Raw genomic sequence first — 18,307 nt, forward strand, 5'->3', positions numbered from 1 at the left:
GTGACATTTTTACGTCAACCGAGAAACAGCGTAAAAAAGAGAAGACCTGCCGTAACGTCAGGTCTTCTTTTTGTTTTTTATGCACAAATCGTACTATGAGTGAGATAGATCACAGATTTATGCCAAAATGTTTGCTTGAAAATAGGCGGAATAAAGAGGACTTTATGTTCAAAGTGTGACGTCGGTTTTGTATACGGCGATGTAGTTAACGAGTACCTAAGGAGTGGCGCTATGCGCATTAAATCCAAACTGTTATCTGTCTCATTTGCGATCGCAATATTACCCTTCATCTCTGCGAATCCTGCTCAGGCATCCGATATGTGCACGGTGAAAACAGCCAAGGAATCCGTGTCATCCAGCGTATTGTGTGGCTGCGGCACGGTCAGTTCGCTCATGCTGAAATACATTCAGAGACGCGCTGACTTTGAAGAAATCCTTGAGAGGACGTCGAATGATTGCCCGGCCTTCGCAGCTGTGCTCACCGACCTCCCAACTGCATCGCTCGGCTTTGCCGAACGGCGGCGCGGTGATGGCCCTGCGCAGGAGGAGCGGCCGGACCGGCCTAGCTCTGGCCCATCCCGTAATGCCAGCAATGACAGTGACCCCGGCGATTCTACGCCTGGTGGTGAAGACAAGGGCGACGACAAGACATCCAAGGATAAAAAGTCGAAAGATAAGAAGTCGAAAGATAAAAAGTCGAAAGATAAGAAGTCGAAGGACAAAAAGTCCAAGGACAAGAAGGCGAAAAACAAGAAATCCAAAGATAAAAAGTCAAAGAATAAGAAATCGAAGAACAAAAAATCCAAAGACAAAAAGTCCAAGAATAAGAATTCAAAAAACAAGAAATCTAAAGATAAAGGCGCGCCGAAGAACAGGGTAAAGCCTGATTGATAGGAAACTTGAAAAAGGGCGTTGCTTACGACCTACGCCCTTTTTCTGATTGTTAGGCTTTTAGCTTTTGCCGTAAACTCCGACCCAATTTCGCGGCTGTTTCGGGTCTTGCATCCGCAGGAACAGATAGCGCGTGTCGGACCATGGTTTTATTCGGTTCGTCAGATTGTCCAGAACCAGATCACCTTGGTTCGATCTGTAAACCAGCACGGCATGAGCGTTTCTGCGGGTGTCCAGAACGGTCGCTATCAACAGTTTCCGCGGGTCGATCCCAGCCCTGATCAGGTCGCGTTTTTTCAACAGGGCAAAATCTTCACAGTCACCACCCAGTGATGTGGGCAGGGCCCAAAGCTCACGGGTTTTGTATTGGGATTGATCCGTGACTTTCCGTGTCGAGGCATTCACACGGCGATTGATCTGTTTGACCAACTGCAGTTCCTGTGCGCTAGAGAGCGAAACCGCACCGTTCTGCGCACAGGCCCACGAGTACTGCCGGCAAAGTTGCCGCGCACCCGAAGGCGGCGGGGAGGATGCGACCGTCTGAATGAACGCGGCATCTCGGGCCGACGCTTCTGTTCCGATCAGAAGTGATCCAGAGACCAGCGCTGCCATACTCAACAGGCCGCCCAGTTTGGCGGCGCGCTTATAGATGGCGTCCAGGGTAGTGCCAAAAGTTGTCATGCCGATCCCTCGAGTCCTGCTTTTCCCATGCGATTTGCGTGGTTCAGAACCCTATCTGCTCAACGGAACATATCCTCAAACCATGGGTCGCACGCAATCGCTTACAAATCTGAGCGGCAAAAGCGGCGGAAATTCGTCACTTTTCATGACCATTTCCGCGCAAGAAAGTGGCGAAAGCAGCCATAATTGAGGCCTAGCGTATCGTCGGCCATCGGCCTAAATGCCCAATAACTTGCTGTAACAAATATATTAATACAGATAGAACGTCTAAAAAAACGCCATGCTCATTGTCATGGCGTTCTCAATTGGCTTGTTAGCGGACCGATGTTGCGTCGCTCACAGAAAATTCGAATCGACCCGATTCTCAGTCCGTGATCTCGACGACAACCAACTCGCGTTCACTGGCCCCGCGGGCATGGTCGAGCGCCTGTTGGTATGCGGGCGAGTTGTAGCACTCGACTGCGGCGTCTACGGATGGAAAGCGTGCCACCACATTGCGTGGACGCTCCTTGCCCTCCAGTTGCACATACCGCGCTGCCCGAGCGATGAATTCGCCCCCGTGTGCAGCAATCGCTGGCCCTGCAAGTTCGGCGTACTTTCCGTAGGCCTCAGCATCCGTCACCGTTACATGTGCGATCCAAAGTGCCGGCATCTTATCCTCCCAATACCTGTTCGGCGGCCTTTATCGCCGCTTCTGCGTTCGAGGCATCTTTGCCCCCGCCTTGCGCCATGTCGGGCCGTCCGCCACCGCCTTTGCCGCCAAGCTCCACTACAGCGGCACGAACCAGATCCACGGCAGATACCTTATCCGTCAGGTCCGTGGTGACGCCCGCCGCCACCGCCGCTTTGCCGCCCGTATCCGCGATCAACAACACAGCGCCCGATCCCAAACGGTTTTTGTGTTCATCAATCAGGGTGGGCAAATCCTTTCCGGATACACCCGTCAGCGACTGAGCCAGAAACGCTACGCCATTCACGTTACGCGCCTCAGATCCGCCGCCCTGCCCTGCACCTCCGGCCATGGCCAGATCACGGCGCAATTGAGCGACTTCGTTCTGCAGAGCCTTGCGTTCATCCAACAGCGACCTCACACGCGCGACGACATCGTCCGGCTGCGCCTTCAGTTCGGATGCAAGAGCACCAAGGCGGTGATCCTGCGCTGACAGGTATCTGAACGCTTCCTCGCCGGTCAAAGCCTCGATCCGCCGCACACCTGCGCTGCTGGCGCTATCGCCAAGCACGACAAAAGTTCCGATATCGCCGGTCTGACGCACATGGGTGCCGCCACATAGTTCGATCGACCAGGTCTCCCCATCCTGACCTTTACCAGTGGGCGCCTTGCCCATCGAAACCACGCGCACTTCATCCCCGTATTTCTCACCGAACAGGGCTTGCGCGCCCAGTTCGCGTGCATCATCCGGAGTCATGATGCGGGTCTCGACCGTTGAATTCTGACGGATGAACGCGTTCACCTCACGCTCGACCTTCTGCACTTCTTCCAGAGACAGAGCTTTGGAGTGGCTGAAATCAAACCGCAAACGATCCGACGCGTTTAACGAACCGCGCTGCGCCACGTGGTCTCCCAGCGTCTCACGCAGAGCTTCGTGCAGAAGGTGCGTCGCGGAGTGGTTCGCGCGAATGGCCGTGCGGCGGGCGTGATCAACGTCCAGCTCAACCGCGTCTCCTTTCGAAATCACCCCATGATCAACTGTGACCTTGTGGGCATAAACTTTGCCGTCGGCAAATTTTCTTGTGTCCTCGACGCGGGCAACATCATCACGCTCGTCCAGTCTGCGGATTTCGCCGGTATCGCCAACCTGACCACCCGCCTCGCCGTAGAACGGTGTCTGATTGACCACGAGCCAACCGCTGCCACCCTGTTCGATCTTGTCGACCAAAGCACCGTCGACCACCAAAGCTGCAACCTGCCCCTCCGCTTTTTCGGTGTCGTAGCCCAGGAAATCGGTGGCTCCTGCCGTATCCAGGACATCGAACCAGACAACCTGATCTGCGGACTCTCCGGACCCGGCCCATGCGGCACGCGCCTTGGCCTTCTGCTCGGCCATGGCCGCGTCAAATCCATCGGTGTCTACCGTACGGCCTTTCTCGCGCAGTGCATCCTGCGTCAGATCAAGTGGGAAACCGTACGTATCATAGAGCTTGAACGCCGCATTTCCGGGCAGCGGTTCGCCTTCGGGCAGAGCAGAGACTTCGTCATCCAGCAGTTTCAGACCACGATCCAATGTCTGTTTGAACCGGGTTTCCTCCAGCAACAAGGTCTCTTCAATCAGCGGCTGCGCCTGACCGAGTTCGGTGTATTGCGCCCCCATCAGCTGAACCAGCGTTGGCACCAAACGATACATTACCGGATCTTTGGCCCCCAACAAATGCGCATGACGCATCGCACGGCGCATGATACGGCGAAGAACGTATCCACGGCCGTCGTTCGACGGCATCACCCCATCCGCAATCAGAAACGACGTCGAACGCAGGTGATCCGCGATCACCCGATGATGCACGTTCTGATCCCCATAAGGATCGACACCGGTTGCCTCCGCAGACGCCTCGATCAGCGTTTTGAACAGGTCGGTGTCATAGTTGTCATGGCTGCCCTGCAGCAATGCCCCGATCCGTTCAAGCCCCATGCCGGTGTCGATCGACTGCATATCCAGCTCGACCATCGAGCCGTCCTCGAACTGCTCGTTCTGCATGAAAACGATGTTCCAGATTTCGATGAAACGATCACCGTCTTCCTCGGGCGATCCCGGAGGGCCACCCCAGATGTGATCGCCGTGATCATAGAAAATCTCGGTGCACGGACCGCATGGACCGGTCGGCCCCATCTGCCAGAAGTTATCATTGGTGGCGATGCGGATAATCCGGTCCTCGGGAACGCCGACCTTTTTCCAGATCTCGAATGCTTCGTCATCTGTATGATAAACGGTGGTGAGCAGCCGGTTTTTGTCGATCCCGAATTCTTTGGTGATCAACTCCCAGGCAAACGGGATCGCGTCGGGCTTGAAGTAATCTCCGAACGAGAAATTCCCCAGCATTTCAAAGAAAGTATGATGGCGCGCAGTGTAACCGACATTGTCCAGATCGTTGTGTTTGCCCCCGGCGCGCACACATTTTTGCGCTGTTGTGGCGCGCTGATAGTCGCGGGTTTCCACGCCGGTGAATAAATTCTTGAACTGCACCATGCCCGAGTTCACGAACATCAATGTCGGATCATTGCGGGGAACAAGCGGGCTGGATGCAACCACTTCATGGCCCTGCTTGGCAAAGTAGTTCAAAAAGGTCGATCGGATTTCGTTCAGCGTGGGCATTTGGGCTCTCTCAGCGCGCAATCATCTTATTCGTTCATGGGTTTATCCCCGTCCCCAACGATAGTCCACAGGATAGACCGATAGCCCCAAGGATAAGCAGCTATCTCAGCCGTGTTGAGGGCGTGTGAAACGAAAAAAGGCGGCCACAATGGACCGCCCTGTGCTAGTATTCCTGACACCATCGGGGTGCCGGGAATTTCGGCTGTTCCCGTCAGCGGGTCTTAAGCCTCGAGGATATCATCCTCTTCCGCTTCGGGTGGCATCTCGAAATCCAGACCGTGTGCGGCGCGAATCTTGTCCTCGATCTCAAGCGCCGCCCGGCTGTTGTCGCGCAAATACTGCTTGGCATTCTCGCGCCCCTGACCAATCCGTTCGTCGCCATAACTGAACCACGACCCTGATTTCTCGACCACGCCGGCCTTTACACCAAGATCCAGCAACTCACCCATTTTTGAGATACCTTCGCCATACATGATGTCGAATTCCACCTGCTTGAACGGTGGTGCCACCTTGTTCTTGACGACCTTGACGCGGGTCTGGTTGCCAACCACTTCATCCCGGTCCTTGATCGCACCGATACGGCGGATATCCAGACGAACCGAGCTATAGAATTTCAATGCGTTACCGCCAGTGGTGGTTTCCGGGCTGCCAAACATGACCCCGATTTTCATCCGGATCTGGTTGATGAAGATCACCATGCAGTTCGAGCGATTGATCGAACCGGTCAGTTTCCGCATGGCCTGGCTCATCAATCGGGCCTGTACGCCTACGCTGCTGTCACCCATGTCTCCTTCCAGCTCGGACTTGGGTGTCAAAGCCGCAACCGAGTCGACAACGACCATGTTCACCGCACCCGAGCGTACCAGCGTATCGGTGATCTCAAGCGCCTGCTCTCCGGTATCGGGCTGCGAGATCAGCAACTCATCCAGATCCACACCCAGTTTGCGCGCATATTGCGGGTCCAGGGCATGTTCCGCATCAACAAACGCGCAGACACCGCCGCGTTTCTGCTGTTCTGCAATGCAATGCAGCGTCAGCGTGGTTTTGCCCGAGCTTTCCGGTCCATAAATCTCAACGATCCGGCCCATCGGCAGACCGCCGATCCCTAGCGCAATGTCCAGCCCCAAAGATCCGGTCGAGCTGGCCTCGATATCCTGCTTGGAATCCTCGCCCAGCTTCATGATCGAGCCTTTGCCAAACTGCCGTTCGATCTGTGCCAATGCGCTGTCGAGCGCCTTTTGCTTGTCTGCGTTTTTCTTATCGCTCATCGTCAGAAGATCCGCCATTGTCCTGTCGCCTTCTCTTTTGTCACACCCTTGATCGGGCGGCAATCACTGCTTTGTTCGCCTCTTGTTCCTTATGGGACCAAAAAGAGAACATTTCAACTAAAACTTATGCAATTCACTGTTCAGCAATTGTGTTAAAGAGTCGTTTACGACAATCTGCGACACGAAAAGCGTTGAAGAGAAAAGATAAATGCTTGTTTTTTATGAAAAGCGGCTGGCGCTTTTGTCCGTTCCCAAAACCGGCAGCACCGCCTATCAGACGGCCTTGCGTGATCGGGCAGATATCGTTGTGTCGGGGCCTACGGACCTGAAACACGCGAACATGCGGCGGTATGATCGCTTCTTTCAGACCATGTTTCGTAAAATGTTCGATACGGAGATGGACGTGATGGCAATCGTCCGCGAACCTGTCGACTGGCTGGGAAGCTGGTATCGTTATCGTTCACGTCCCGAATTGGCCAATCATCCGCATTCCACACGAAACCTGAGTTTCGAAGCATTTCTGAACGCCTATATGCAGGACCCACGTCCGGCTTTCGCAGATGTCGGATGCCAGACCGAGTTCCTTCTCCCGCGCAGCAACAGCGCCGGTGTGACCCATATCTTCAAATACGAGAACCAGAATAAGATATTGGAATTCCTTCAGAAACGACTGGAGTGCAGCATCGATCTTCCGCGTGAAAACGTCTCCCCTGACGGTCCAATGGATCTCTCGACGGAAACCCAGCAAAGGTTTCATTCGCTGCACGCCGCCGAATTTGCCCTGCATCAGTCCGCGGAATAGCTTTCTCAGTTGAGTTGTTGAAACACTGCTTCGGTCAATTGGGTCAGCGAGAAGGGTTTAGGCAGGAAGGTGGAGTTTTCAATCTCTGGACCTGCCTCGCCAAATGCACCTTCTGTATATCCTGACATGAACACCACCCGCACGTCGGAGCGTTCTTTCATGGCCTGTCGCACCCAGGTTGGGCCATCCATCCCTGGCATGACCACGTCGGTTACGAAAACATCCACCGACAGATTCGGATCATCCAGCAGTTTCAGCGCATCCTCGGCCGATTCCGCCTCGAGCACGGTATACCCCTTGAGCCGCAATGCCCGCGTCGCAAATGCGCGCACAGGCGCTTCGTCTTCGACCAGCAGAACCACGCCTTCACCCTGATGAGGACGTTGTTCCCCGGGGGCTTCCGGAACAGCAGGTTGAGGTGTTTGTATCCCTGCACTCACCGGCAGAAGCACGGTGAACTCTGTCCCTTTGTTCTGGATGCTGTCGACGAATATGAAACCTCCGGTCTGCTTGATGATACCGTAAACGGTCGATAGCCCCAGACCCGTACCTTCGCCTGTGCGCTTTGTGGTGTAGAAGGGTTCGAACACCTTTTGCAGCTTGTCCGCGGGAATCCCCACTCCGCTGTCGATGACCTTAACCGTCACGTATTCCCCCGGCTGCACGGTCGCCCGGTCGCGCGAAACGGGCTGATCCAACGTCAGCACTTCGGTTTCGATCCTGATCTCTCCACCCTCCGGCATCGCATCGCGTGCGTTGACGACAAGATTCATCAACACCTGCTCCAACTGACGCTTGTCCGCGCGGACAGGTTTGAGGACCGGATCATGGCTGAGCGTAAGGCGCACCTTTTCGCCGACAAGCCGGTTCAGTAGGTGAATTAGATCGGAAATCGTGTCGCGCAGATCCAGAACCTCGGGCCGGAGAGTCTGCTTGCGCGAGAACGCCAAAAGCTGGCTGACCAGCGCAGCCGCGCGATTGGCGTTCTGGTTGATCTGCACGAGGTCACCGTAGTTCGGGTCATTCTGATCGTGGCGCAACAGCAGCAAATCGCAATGCCCCGAGATCGCGGTCAACAAGTTGTTGAAGTCATGCGCCACACCACCCGCGAGTTGCCCAACAGCCTGCATCTTCTGGCCCTGAACAAACTGCGCCTCCAGCGTTTTCAACTCGGTCGCATCGTTCAGAACGGCGATCAGATAGACCTGATCATCCTTGAGAATCCGTGACAGCGTGACCTGTACGAAAACCTCTTTATCCTTCCGCGCCAACCGCAGGAACTCTGACCGTGGCGCCGCACCTTGCTGGGCGGCATGGGCCAGCCAGTCTCGGATCGGGTAACCGAGCCCCTGCATTATCTCTTCGATATTGGTTTGTTCGGGCTGTATCTCACCGACCAACTCAACAGCCAGGCGGTTTGCTTCGCTGATCTCACCTTTCGTGGACAGGCGCATGATCGGAACCGGCAGATCAGCAAAAGACGCCGCCTTCTGCTCCGTTTTAACATCCCTTACGGGTGTCAAAAGAAGTTCGCGCGCGATCCCGCTTTTCCTTAGCGTTGAAACCGCGAACGTCCTGTCGCCGCCAGAGGTCGCCACCCGGACAACATTGTCGTCGGCAGCCGCATCCCTCCGAGGTATCTGCTTCAAAACCTTCGGGACCTGACCAAACAAATCGGTCGCTGCGCCATTGGCATCGAGAACAACGTCATTACGCCCAACGGTCACGACAGGGAGGTGAACGTTGCGCCACAATTGCGGGGCGTCCAGCGTGAAACGCCAACACAAACGATCATGGCTCAACCGGGAAACGGAAACCGGTATTGTCTGCCCCCGGGTGACTATATCCTCTTCCGCTTTGCCCTGCGCTTGCGCGAGCGCTTGCAAACGCAACAGCACAGCCGCAGGGTTGGCAAACACTGAACGGAGACACTCTTCGAGCCGTGGATTGATGCCGTTAATCAGACGGGAAGCGGCGTGGGCGTTGGCGACCAGAATCTCACCCGCCGAGTCGGTAACAATACACGCGTCGGTTTCCTGCTCCAGAAAAACCAGTAATGCGGCACGGGTTTGCGCTTCGATCTGACTGATGACCCAAGCGCGCGTCAACGCGAAGGTCAATACAGCAAGGAAGGACACTCCAACAGCCGCCACTCCGGCATTCAATTGGTGCGGTAAAACCCCGAGAAACGGGAATAAACTTAACAAAACGGCGATCAGCGCCAACGAGACATAACGCCCGCGGTCAATTTTCCATCGACCAGAGCGAGAGGGAAAAACATCAGAAACACTGGACATAAAAAGCTCGAGTTATGACGATTTCTGACCAATATCGGCCTGCAATGGTTAATCACCACTTAACAGAACAGCGGCACACCCCTTAAGGTTGTGTTTGTTGTCTATATTCTCGTCAAGTGTGCCGTGTAAAAACCATCGGTTCCGTGTGATACCAGCCACGTTCTTCGAAACCCGCACCGCCAATTCAGATGGTTGGCCAGAAATTCATCGACAATCCCGTCGTTCTCGACAGTCAACATCGAGCAGGTCGCGTAGGCAAGCGTGCCCTCCGTGGCAACCAGCGGCGCGACATTCTTCAGAATCTCGGCCTGGGTCCGGCTCAACGCGCTCAACCGGTCTTGTGTCAGCGCCCATTTTCCGGCCGGCGCGCGGCGCCATGACCCGCTGCCGGAACAGGGTACATCCGTCAGCACAACATCGAACGGAGCCTGTTCGATAGCCTGTTCAGTGGTTAGAACCTGTACTTTTGCGCCTGCCCTTTTCGCACGCGCCGGCAGGTCGCGCATACGACCGGGATTGGCGTCATGGGCGAAGACCTGAACGCGCTCGAGTCTGGCGGCCAGCGCCAGGGTCTTCCCGCCACCTCCTGCGCAGTAGTCCAGAACCCGCATTCCGGGTCGCAATTCCAGCGCGGCAATCACTGCCTGGCTCGCGGCGTCCTGCAATTCCACCACTCCGTCTGTGTAAGGGCGGCTGTGAGAAATCTTGCGTGCGCCTTTTGTGACTTCCAATGCAGTCTCGCAAGCCGAATGAGGTTGCGCCTCGATGCCTTCTTCCGACAGCCATTGAATAGCTGTGGACAGATCGGCCTTCAGCAGATTGACCCTCAAATGCACCGGAGCACGGGATTGCAGTGCTTTTGCGGCACCCTCAGCGTCGTCTTTCAGCGCAGCCTGAAACGCGGGCCACAGCCACTCTGGAATATCCAGACGTTCAGCTTCGGTTTGAAACGGCCTGCCTTGCTCGGCTACCGCCACTTGCGCGGGCGCATAATGCTGGCCGGTGAACAGCTGTCCAGAATCGCCCCCAAAGGATCGGATCGCGCCGATCATCAATCCGCGACCTGTTTCCGCGCCACCCAAAGCCGCGAAAGATCGCTTGCAGCGAAGCGCGTCGAACACATGATCTCTGATCGCGGCACGATCCTTGGAGCCCGCAAACCGGCTGCGCCGGGCCCAACCAGTCAACGCCTTCTCAACCGGGGCACCGGCAAGAATGTCGTCGAGAATCTCGATCGAGGCCTGGACACGGGCAGCAGGTGTCATCGCGGTTTCCGTTTGTCTGCGCCAACAGCCTTGCGGCGCCTCGACCGAGGCGCCTTGGGCTTACATGACCCGATAATTCGGGCTTTCACGTGTGATCTGTACGTCATGCACGTGGCTTTCTTTCAGGCCCGCACCGGTGATTTTGACGAAGTTACAATTGCGGCGCATCTCATCCACCGTGCCACAACCGGTATACCCCATGGCGGCACGCAGGCCACCAACCAGCTGGTGAATAACGGCGCTGGCCGATCCTTTGTAAGGCACCTGCCCCTCGATCCCCTCGGGCACCAGTTTGTCGTTGGCAGCGTCTTTCTGGAAGTAACGGTCAGCCGAACCACGCGCCATAGCGCCCAGACTGCCCATACCGCGATAGGATTTGAACGAACGCCCCTGATAGAGGATAACCTCGCCCGGGCTTTCATCCGTGCCAGCGATCATCGAGCCTACCATGGCGCAGGACGCACCTGCCGCAATGGCCTTGGCGAAATCGCCTGAGAATTTGATACCCCCATCCGCGATTACCGGCACATCGCCCGCCGCAGCCGCGCAATCCATAATCGCTGTCAACTGAGGAACGCCAACGCCCGCGACCATCCGCGTAGTACAGATCGAGCCCGGCCCGATGCCGACCTTGATTGCATCAGCACCCGCATCGATCAACGCCCGGGCCGCGTCGCCCGTGGCGACATTGCCCGCGATGATCTGTACTTCGTTCGAGAGGGTCTTCGCGCGCTTGACCGCATCCAGAACCCCTTGAGAATGCCCATGAGCAGTATCGACAACAATGATATCGACACCCGAATCCACCAGTTGTTCGGACCGCTCGAACCCGGCGTCCCCAACGGAAGTCGCGGCGGCGACCCTCAAACGGCCCAGTCTGTCCTTACAGGCGGTGGGGTTAAGAACTGCCTGCTCGGTGTCCTTTAGTGTCAACAGGCCGGTCAGCTTGCCGTCGCCGTCGACAACCAGAAGTTTCTCGATCCGACGTGCGCGCATCAGGCTTTTGGCCTCTTCCAGATCGGCGGGTTCCTGCAGCATCGCCAGATTGTCCGAGGTCATCATCGCTTTGATCGGCGTATCATCAGAGGTGGCAAAACGCATATCCCGGTTGGTGACGATGCCAACAACGCGACCGTCTTCCTCAACCACAGGAAAACCCGTGAAGTTGTAGCGCTCGACCAAAGCCTGCGCATCCGCCAGCGTCTGATCGGCGCGTAAAGTCACGGGGTTATAAACGATGCCTGATTCGAACCGTTTGACGCGCCGCACCTCGCGGGCCTGCTCCTCGACCGAGAGGTTTTTGTGGACCACTCCGATCCCGCCCGCCTGCGCCATGGCAATGGCCATGCGTGCCTCGGTGACCGTATCCATCGCCGAACTCAGCAGAGGGATATTCATGGTGATCTCGCGCGTCACGCGCGTGGTCGTATCCGCAGTTGCCGGCAGCACAGAAGATGCGCCCGGAACCAGTAGAACGTCGTCAAAGGTGAGTGCCTCACGAATCTGCATCTGAAAACCCCATGCAAAAGCCCGTTTGACGGTGACCCTATGACATGGATTTCGCACAAGGAAAAGCCCTGATCCCAAGATGTTTCGCATTACTGGTCTCATCGGCGCCCGAAAACGACGCAACCTGTTCAAAACCTGCCGCTGAATGCCCTTTCCCTTTGCGCTTAAACCCATATCTTGCCGGTCATACGCGCGAATACAAAAGGCAGGCCATTCATGACCACCGAACCACTTATCGTTTTCACCCCGTCCGGAAAGCGCGGGCATTTTCCCGTCGGCACCCCGATTCTGACCGCCGCGCGGCAATTGGGTGTCGATTTGGATTCGGTCTGCGGCGGGCGCGGCATCTGCTCGAAATGCCAGATCACGCCAAGCTATGGCGAGTTTCCCAAACATGGCGTCACCGTCGCCGAAGGCGCGTTGAGCGAATGGAACGCGGTCGAGCAACGCTATGACGACAAGCGCGGGTTGAAGCCGGGTCGGCGACTTGGATGTCAGGCCACGGTTCAGGGCGATGTCGTGATCGATGTGCCTCCTGAAAGTCAGGTCCACCGTCAGGTCGTGCGCAAGGCAGCCACAGCACGGGCAATCACGATGGACCCGGCAACGCGCCTTTACTTCGTGGTGGTCGAAGAGCCGGATATGCATTCCCCGACCGGAGATCTGGAGCGGCTGGAGCGCGCCCTGCGCGAACAATGGAAGATCGAGGCCGTCACGGCTGATCTCTCGCTGATGTCCAAGCTTCAGCCGGTTTTGCGTAAAGGCAAATGGGAAGTCACGGTTGCCGTTCATAAAGGCCACAAGGATAGTGTGGCCCGTATCGTCGAAATCTGGCCCGGTCTGCATGAACATGGCCTCTATGGCCTGGCCATCGACCTGGGCTCGACAACAATCGCCGCCCATTTGACCGACCTCGAGACGGGTGAAGTCAAAGCCTCCTCGGGCCTGATGAACCCTCAGATTCGCTTTGGCGAAGACCTGATGAGCCGCGTCTCCTATGCGATGATGAACCCCGGCGGCGACAAGGAGATGACGAAAGCCGTACGTGAGGCAATCAACGACCTGACGACCTCGATTGCGGAAGAGGCCGGGATTGATGCCGCGCTGATCATGGAAACCGTATTTGTCTGCAACCCGGTGATGCACCACCTACTGCTGGGCCTCGACCCGGTCGAACTGGGTCAGGCACCTTTTGCGCTGGCAACATCCGAAAGTGTCTTATTGCCTGCTCGCGAGATGGACCTGACCCACATGAACCCGCGCGCACAGGTTTATATCCTGCCCTGCATCGCGGGCCATGTGGGCGCTGACTGCGCCGCCGTGGCGCTTTCCGAGGAGCCGGGAAAATCCGAAGACCTTGTGCTGATCGTCGATGTCGGCACCAACGCGGAAATCCTGCTTGGCGACACCCGTCGGGTGCTTGCCTGTTCCTCGCCTACCGGCCCCGCCTTTGAAGGTGCTCAGATCAGCTCGGGCCAGCGCGCGGCGCCTGGGGCCATCGAGCGGATCGAGATTGACCCGGTCACCAAAGAGCCCCGATTCCGCATCATCGGCTCCGAAAAATGGTCCGATGAAGAAGGTTTCGATCAGGACATCGCCACCACTGGCATCACCGGCATCTGCGGTTCGGGCATCATTGAAGCCGTCGCGGAAATGCGTATCGCCGGACTGTTGGACGAAAGCGGCCTGATAGGATCAGCAGAGCAAACAGGCACCGCGCGCTGTGTCCCAGAGGGGCGTACACACGCTTATCTGATACATGATGCCAGCGCCGAGGGTGGCCCGCGCATAACCGTAACCCAAGGCGATATCCGCGCCATCCAACTGGCGAAATCCGCGCTCTATGCCGGTGCGCGCCTGTTGATGGACGAGATGGAGGTCGACCATGTGGACCGCGTCGTTCTGGCCGGAGCCTTTGGCGCGCATATCTCGACCAAACACGCGATGGTTCTGGGCATGATCCCCGACGCACCGCTGGATAAAGTCTCAAGCGCCGGCAACGCTGCAGGCACCGGTGCCCGGATTGCCTTGTGCAACATCGGATCGCGCGCCGAAATCGAACGGGTTGTGCGAGAGATCACCAAGATCGAAACCGCCATTGAGCCCAAGTTTCAGGACCATTTCGTCGCTGCCAACGCAATCCCACACAAGACTGATCCATTCCCGGAACTGAGTCAGGTCATCACGCTACCGAACCCAAGCTTCAACACCGGCGGGGCCGAGGCCCAATCGGGCGGCGGACGCCGCCGTCGGCGCCGGGACTAACATTCTGAGCCTAAAAAACGACCGAGGCCGCGACCCGCAGCATCAGACCGGGTCGCGACAGCCACAAAGGCCGCAGGTCTGCGGGTTGGCCGTCGATAATCGTACGGTCGACGCCCAACTGATCCAACTGGTCCGGCGGCGTCTCGATCGGATTGCCGGAAAAGATGGTGAAATCGGCCCGTTGGCCCGGCGCGATCTCTCCGAAACGTCCGCCCTGGCCCAGCTGGATCGCCGCATTTCGGGTCATCGCGGTCAAGGCATCCTCGACCGAGAGTGCCTGCTCCGGTGACAGGACCGCCCCGTCCGGGCCAAGCCGCGTAACAGCGGTTTTCAGGGTGAGCAGCGGCCCCAGCGGCGTGGCCGGATGATCACCGTGCAAGGTGACGACCGCACCGGCCTGCTGCGCGGCACCTGCGGGCATATACCGCCCTGCCCGGTCCGGCCCGAACAGCTCGGGCAGTCGATGGCCGTAATAGGTGATGTGGTCGACGAAAAACCCAAGTGACACACTCAGATCGACCGCGCGGGTCATCTGCGCCTGGGTGATCAGAGCGTTATGTTCCAGCCGGTGATGCAAATCCGGGTTGGGATACAATTCCTGCGCCCGCGCAAATCCGTTCAGGCCCCAATCCACCGCGCGTTCGCCCTGTACATGCAAGGCGATCTGATGCCCCGCCGCATGTAACTCGACGATCTTGTCGGCAAAGCTCTCGGGATCGCCCAGGTCAGGGCCTGAATGATCATGCGCCAGCCCCAGACGTTCGCGCACCAGATGGGTATCCTCGTAAGGCATGGCAATCGCCGCGCCGCCGGTGAAGGGTGAGCCATCAACCCAGAGCTTGGTACCCAGAATCGCGAACCGGTCCTGTGCCGGATCATGCAGGCCGACATCTCCCGCCTGTTCGTCAGTCAGATAAAGATAGGTGCGCAGCGGTGCGCTGCTGTCCTGCCCAACCTTGCGCAACAGGCCCACCGGGTCCGCGTGCCGCCCGACTGCACCGGTGATGCCGATGGTGGTGAAACCAGCCCGGGCATAGGCCTGATATTGCTGCCGCAGCAACATCTCGACCACCTCGGGTGCCGGGGGCGGTATCGCCGAAGTGGCGGCGTTGACCTCGTCCAGTTCCCGCAACACCGCACCGTGGCTCAGAGGCAACCCCGCCGCCTTCTGCGCGGCTGAATTGGCATAAGCCTCGTGCAGCATCTGCGTCAGGATCAACATCGGTCGGTCGGGCGAGATGGCATCCAGCTCTGCCAGCGTGGGTGGTTCAATATCCGCGATTTTGACCGGGTCCCAGCCAAAGGCAACCAGCCAGGGCGTCAGGGCCGTTTCTCCGGCGGCTTCGGTCAGGCTCTGCATCACCTCGGCCCGGCTCTGATGATTGAAACCGCTGACATCCACAACCGCACCCAGCAAGGCGCTGGCGATGGGATGAGTGTGCGGCTCGACCAATCCCGGCAGAACAGTTTTACCCGGGAATTCAAGGCGCGGAACGGCCCCATCTGTATCCAGTTCCGCAGCCCGCCCGACCGAAACGATCTCTCCGTTATCGACCAGCACCGCATCCGCATCGATCAGGCCCGGCGACCAAACATGATCCGCGACCAACAGATAACGATCGGGATAACGATCCGACCGCGCGGCCCAGACCCAGATTGCGGACAAGACAACAACAACGCCCAGAAAATACTTTAGAAGTCTCAAAGACAAATCCCCTGACGAGGCGGACGCTAGGAAATGGCATCTCCAGCCGTCAAGGTTGACATGGCGTCAGAAGTATTTGATTTACATACGAAAATCTGGAGCGGGTAGCGGGAATCGAACCCGCGCGTTCAGCTTGGGAAGCTGACAGGCTACCATTACATCATACCCGCCGCTTGGCGTTGACTAACATTGCTTCTTGCCGGGGTTCAAGGGTCTTCGAGTGACTGCAAGCGTCGTTAAAAACGAAAAAGGCCGGATCAAAGATCCGGCCCAATCAATTGTTTTTCAAAACTTAAGCGCGACGGCGGCGGCCACCACCGCGGCGTCCGCCCGCGCCACCGGCAGCACCGGCTTCTTCAGGCGACTTGTTGGACTTGATCCACTCACCGCCATGCGGGTCATTGTTGGTCAGCAGGTTGGCGGCACGGATGGCCTCCATCTCTTTGCCCGCGCGTGGCTTGGTCGAGCCCAGACCAAACATCTGCACGAATGCTTCATCATCCATGCCTTCGGGCAGGATGATGCCGGCAGCGGCGACCGCCTCTTTCTTCTCGGCGATTTTCTTCTGCGTCACTGGCAGAGCGACCGGGTTCATGATCGCGGAGGTCATACCAGCGCCCATTGCCATCGGCAGGAAGGCGTTGTTGATACCGTGACGGTTCGGCAGCCCGAACGAGATGTTGGACGCACCGCAAGTGGTGTTCACACCCAGTTCCTCGCGCAGGCGACGGACCAGAGCGAACACCTGCTGACCGGCAGTCGCCATCGCGCCGATGGGCATCACCAGCGGGTCAACCACGATGTCATGGGCCGGGATGCCGTGGTCGGCGGCGCGTTCCACAATGGTTTTAGCGACTGCAAAACGCACATCGGGGTCTTCCGAAATGCCCGTGTCGTCGTTCGAGATCGCCACGACCGGCACGTTGTATTTCTTGACCAGCGGCAGAACCATCTCCAGACGCTCTTCTTCGCCTGTAACCGAGTTCAACAGCGGACGGCCCTCTGCAGCAGCCAGACCGGCCTCCAATGCACCCGGTACCGAAGAGTCGATGCACAGCGGCACATCGACAAGCCCCTGCACCAGTTCGACGATCTTGCGCATCAGCGGCGGCTCGGTCTCGTTCGGGTTCGGGTTCGAGTTGTAGACAACGCCCGCGTTGATATCCAAAACGGTTGCGCCCGCCATAACCTGAGCCAGCGCGTCTTTCTCGACGGTCGAGAAATCGCCCGCTTCCAATTCGGCCGCCAGTTTCTTTCGGCCGGTTGGGTTGATCCGCTCTCCGATCACGCAGAACGGTTCGTCAAAGCCCAGAACGGCGGTTTTTGTTTTTGATTCTACGACTGTACGGGTCATGTCCGTTCCTTAGGAGTTAACCGGCTTTGCCGAAGCGCCGCCGTTGTTGATCGCCCAGTTGGCATTGGTCTTGATCCCGCCCAGCGGGAAGAAGTGCACATTGGTGATGTTGAAATCCGGGTTGGCCGCCTTGTGATTGGCCAGTTCGGTGATCACATCGGTCGGCTCATAGGGCAACAGCAGCTTGGACACATCCATGGCGCGCTTCTGCAGCACCTTGAGCGACGGACCAACACCGCACGCGATGGCGAACTTGATCAGGGTCTGCAGCTTGGCGGGACCGGCGATACCGATATGGATCGGCAGGTCGATGCCCGCTTCTTTCAGGCTGTCCGCCCATGCGATGATCGGCTTGGCGTCGAAGGCAAACTGAGTGGCCAGTGCCATTTCAGCGTCGGTGGTTTCCGAGAACTTCTGTTTCCAGCGCAGTGCCTCGTCAACGTTTTTGGTCGAGCCGTCGGGATCGATATCCTTGTTGCCTTCAGGGTGGCCGGCAACGTGCAGTCGCTTGAACCCCGCCTTATCGAACAGACCGCTTTCCAGCAGTTGCATCGAGCTGTCGAAATCACCATGCGGTTTGTCAACACCACCGGCCAGCAGCAGCGCCTGATCGACACCCGCCTCGCCCTGATACATCGAAATCCAGTTTTCCAGCGTCGCCGCATCCTTGATGATCCGTGCTGGGAAATGCGGCATGACAGGGTAACCTTCAGCCGCTATGCGCTTGGCGGTTTTGACCATGTCTTCGATGGGCGTACCCTCGATATGGGCGATGTAGACGCGCGTGCCTTCGGGCAGCAGCGCGCGAAAATCCTCGACCTTCTCGGCGGTGCGCGGCATCACCTCGATCGAGTAGCCCTGCAAAAAGGCTTCGACGGTCGGGTTCACAGGGCCGTTTTCGACCGCATCACGTTTCTTGAAGTTCAGCAAAGCCATAGCGGCCT

Annotated in this window: 13 protein-coding genes and 1 tRNA gene; 3 read left to right on the forward strand and 11 right to left on the reverse strand. The window is 57.6% G+C overall.

Annotated features, from left to right (window positions below):
* Positions 1–231: 231 nt before the first annotated feature.
* Positions 232–891, forward strand: a complete 660-nt coding sequence (locus tag RA27_RS24350; RefSeq protein WP_193746469.1) for a hypothetical protein — start codon at positions 232–234, stop codon at positions 889–891.
* 60 nt (positions 892–951) lie between these two features.
* Here RA27_RS24350 and RA27_RS05435 read toward each other — a convergent pair whose 3' ends face one another.
* The 4 genes from RA27_RS05435 to recA all read right to left on the reverse strand — a co-directional run bounded on the left by RA27_RS05435 (position 952) and on the right by recA (position 6,184).
* Complete coding sequence (locus RA27_RS05435; protein ID WP_039535636.1) at positions 952–1,572, reverse strand: transglutaminase-like cysteine peptidase; 621 nt, start codon at positions 1,570–1,572, stop codon at positions 952–954.
* A 364-nt stretch (positions 1,573–1,936) separates the two neighbouring features.
* Positions 1,937–2,224, reverse strand: coding sequence for a DUF1330 domain-containing protein (locus RA27_RS05445; protein ID WP_039535640.1), 288 nt, complete (start codon positions 2,222–2,224; stop codon positions 1,937–1,939).
* Between the two features lies 1 nt (position 2,225).
* The gene (gene alaS, locus RA27_RS05450; protein WP_039535642.1) at positions 2,226–4,898 is read right to left on the reverse strand and encodes an alanine--tRNA ligase; all 2,673 of its coding nucleotides are present in this window, start codon (positions 4,896–4,898) and stop codon (positions 2,226–2,228) included.
* Between the two features lie 221 nt (positions 4,899–5,119).
* Positions 5,120–6,184, reverse strand: coding sequence for a recombinase RecA (recA, locus tag RA27_RS05455; RefSeq protein ID WP_010440218.1), 1,065 nt, complete (start codon positions 6,182–6,184; stop codon positions 5,120–5,122).
* A gap of 190 nt (positions 6,185–6,374) precedes the next feature.
* On the opposite strand from recA, the gene RA27_RS05460 reads away from it, so the two are divergent.
* Positions 6,375–6,968, forward strand: a complete 594-nt coding sequence (locus tag RA27_RS05460; RefSeq protein WP_039535644.1) for a sulfotransferase family 2 domain-containing protein — start codon at positions 6,375–6,377, stop codon at positions 6,966–6,968.
* Positions 6,969–6,973: 5 nt separating this feature from the next.
* Here RA27_RS05460 and RA27_RS05465 read toward each other — a convergent pair whose 3' ends face one another.
* The 3 genes from RA27_RS05465 to guaB form a co-directional block, all read right to left on the reverse strand.
* Complete coding sequence (locus RA27_RS05465; protein WP_039535646.1) at positions 6,974–9,265, reverse strand: ATP-binding protein; 2,292 nt, start codon at positions 9,263–9,265, stop codon at positions 6,974–6,976.
* 101 nt (positions 9,266–9,366) lie between these two features.
* The gene (locus tag RA27_RS05470) at positions 9,367–10,530 is read right to left on the reverse strand and encodes an RsmB/NOP family class I SAM-dependent RNA methyltransferase (RefSeq protein ID WP_039535648.1); all 1,164 of its coding nucleotides are present in this window, start codon (positions 10,528–10,530) and stop codon (positions 9,367–9,369) included.
* A gap of 60 nt (positions 10,531–10,590) precedes the next feature.
* Positions 10,591–12,039 (reverse strand): IMP dehydrogenase, encoded by a 1,449-nt coding sequence (gene guaB / locus RA27_RS05475; protein WP_039535650.1) that lies wholly within the window; start codon positions 12,037–12,039, stop codon positions 10,591–10,593.
* A 216-nt stretch (positions 12,040–12,255) separates the two neighbouring features.
* Between guaB and RA27_RS05480 the strand changes: the two genes are divergently transcribed.
* Positions 12,256–14,304: an ASKHA domain-containing protein gene (locus RA27_RS05480; protein ID WP_039535652.1), complete on the forward strand. Its 2,049-nt coding sequence runs from the start codon at positions 12,256–12,258 to the stop codon at positions 14,302–14,304.
* Between the two features lie 10 nt (positions 14,305–14,314).
* Here RA27_RS05480 and RA27_RS05485 read toward each other — a convergent pair whose 3' ends face one another.
* From RA27_RS05485 to RA27_RS05500, 4 genes are all read right to left on the reverse strand, one after another.
* On the reverse strand, positions 14,315–16,009 hold the full coding sequence (locus RA27_RS05485; RefSeq protein WP_039535654.1) for an amidohydrolase family protein: 1,695 nt from the start codon (positions 16,007–16,009) through the stop codon (positions 14,315–14,317).
* Between the two features lie 96 nt (positions 16,010–16,105).
* A tRNA-Gly gene (locus RA27_RS05490) sits at positions 16,106–16,179 on the reverse strand.
* Between the two features lie 122 nt (positions 16,180–16,301).
* Positions 16,302–17,363 carry a methyltetrahydrofolate cobalamin methyltransferase gene (locus RA27_RS05495; RefSeq protein WP_039535656.1) on the reverse strand — a complete coding sequence of 354 codons (1,062 nt, stop codon included), beginning with the start codon at positions 17,361–17,363 and terminating at the stop codon, positions 16,302–16,304.
* A 9-nt stretch (positions 17,364–17,372) separates the two neighbouring features.
* Entirely contained in the window at positions 17,373–18,299 is a 927-nt protein-coding gene (locus RA27_RS05500) for a methylenetetrahydrofolate reductase (protein WP_039535658.1), read from the reverse strand.
* Positions 18,300–18,307 lie beyond the last annotated feature (8 nt).

The sequence above is a fragment of the Ruegeria sp. ANG-R genome (assembly GCF_000813985.1).
Lineage (GTDB): Bacteria > Pseudomonadota > Alphaproteobacteria > Rhodobacterales > Rhodobacteraceae > Ruegeria.

Bases quoted from the DNA above. Each gene is read 5' to 3' on its own strand.
- RA27_RS05460 (WP_039535644.1), top strand. From the start codon at position 6,375: ATGCTTGTTTTTTATGAAAAGCGGCTGGCGCTTTTGTCCGTTCCCAAA.
- RA27_RS05495 (WP_039535656.1), bottom strand. From the start codon at position 17,363: ATGACCCGTACAGTCGTAGAATCAAAAACAAAAACCGCCGTTCTGGGC.
- guaB (WP_039535650.1), bottom strand. From the start codon at position 12,039: ATGCAGATTCGTGAGGCACTCACCTTTGACGACGTTCTACTGGTTCCG.
- RA27_RS05465 (WP_039535646.1), bottom strand. From the start codon at position 9,265: ATGTCCAGTGTTTCTGATGTTTTTCCCTCTCGCTCTGGTCGATGGAAA.
- RA27_RS05435 (WP_039535636.1), bottom strand. From the start codon at position 1,572: ATGACAACTTTTGGCACTACCCTGGACGCCATCTATAAGCGCGCCGCC.
- RA27_RS05470 (WP_039535648.1), bottom strand. From the start codon at position 10,530: ATGACACCTGCTGCCCGTGTCCAGGCCTCGATCGAGATTCTCGACGAC.
- RA27_RS05500 (WP_039535658.1), bottom strand. From the start codon at position 18,299: ATGGCTTTGCTGAACTTCAAGAAACGTGATGCGGTCGAAAACGGCCCT.
- RA27_RS05480 (WP_039535652.1), top strand. From the start codon at position 12,256: ATGACCACCGAACCACTTATCGTTTTCACCCCGTCCGGAAAGCGCGGG.
- RA27_RS05445 (WP_039535640.1), bottom strand. From the start codon at position 2,224: ATGCCGGCACTTTGGATCGCACATGTAACGGTGACGGATGCTGAGGCC.
- recA (WP_010440218.1), bottom strand. From the start codon at position 6,184: ATGGCGGATCTTCTGACGATGAGCGATAAGAAAAACGCAGACAAGCAA.
- alaS (WP_039535642.1), bottom strand. From the start codon at position 4,898: ATGCCCACGCTGAACGAAATCCGATCGACCTTTTTGAACTACTTTGCC.
- RA27_RS24350 (WP_193746469.1), top strand. From the start codon at position 232: ATGCGCATTAAATCCAAACTGTTATCTGTCTCATTTGCGATCGCAATA.